At 65.6% G+C, this 1,024-nt stretch carries 1 protein-coding gene; it reads right to left on the minus strand.

Annotation, left to right across the window (positions count from 1 at the left end; genetic code table 11):
- Positions 1-209: 209 nt before the first annotated feature.
- The gene (locus tag ACFWB8_RS37175) at positions 210-839 is read right to left on the minus strand and encodes a hypothetical protein (RefSeq protein ID WP_385237782.1); all 630 of its coding nucleotides are present in this window, start codon (positions 837-839) and stop codon (positions 210-212) included.
- Positions 840-1,024 lie beyond the last annotated feature (185 nt).

Raw genomic sequence — 1,024 nt, forward strand, 5'->3', positions numbered from 1 at the left:
CAACCACCCGCAGCCGAAGATCCTCCTGCGCATCCGGCGACAGCCGGCGCATATCCCCACTCTCGATCACACCCGACCAACGACCAGGCAACCGATGAGTTTCGGCTCAATACGTGCTCTGACAAGGGTTTTCCTTCATGTAGCGGGAGGCGATGGGGCGCCATTGTCTCTGGCCGAGACGATGTGGGAACGGCGCCCCATCCAGCCAGTCAGCCATCGCGCCGCCACTGCCTCAGTGCCTCATCCCAGTAGATCGTCGCTGTCACACCGCCTTCGGCAGGGGCGGCGAGAGCTTCGAGGTCGATGGCGGCGAGGGCTGCCAGCGCCGCGTTCGGGAGATCCGGGGGTACAACGAAGCGCAGACCGCCGGCCGTATCTTCGACCACCACCTGCTGGCGGCGCCGGTGGACGCTCGGGGCCACGGATGGATCGCTGCGGATCAAGCGACGGGTGGTCGCCCGTGCTGCTTCGAACGCGTGCTGCCCGGCTTGTGTGGCGAGCGTCTGTAGGAAGGGCAGGATCGCGGTGGTGACCGTCACCCCCGCAACGGCCGCGGCCACGCTCAAGATCCCCGTGTTTCCACTGCCGCCGCTGATCACAATCACCGGGAAGGCCCCGTGTGCAGCGACTGCATGCCATTCAGGGGCGATGTCAGGGTCTGTCAGGTGGCCCCAGAGCTCCTTCAGTAGGAGGGTTCCCTCGGCCGTCCGGTGCTCTCCGGTGGCCTTCGCCTGGTCCAGCCAGCCATGCATGTCGGCAGGAGTGGCCTCGCCCGCCAGGAACAACGTGTAGATCGTTAAGATATCTGGCCCGCTGGTTTCAGCCTTTCGACCGCTCATCCGGTTCCCCCTCCTGGCTCCGGCACCAGACCCTTCACATCGGCCGGGTGGCACACGGACCCACCAGTATCAAGACCTGCATCGCTCACGCTAGTGCTGTGACCGGGAAGGTTCACCGGGTTGAGCGGTCAGGCAGCGATGGGTAGTGGTCGTCCGCCCCAGCGGATGCCTTTCTCGCTGCGGAT

Origin of the sequence: Streptomyces sp. NPDC060031, assembly GCF_042736805.1 — a bacterium.
Lineage (GTDB): Bacteria > Actinomycetota > Actinomycetes > Streptomycetales > Streptomycetaceae > Streptomyces.

Coding starts and splice junctions, on each gene's coding strand:
- ACFWB8_RS37175 (WP_385237782.1), bottom strand. CDS start 839: ATGAGCGGTCGAAAGGCTGAAACCAGCGGGCCAGATATCTTAACGATC.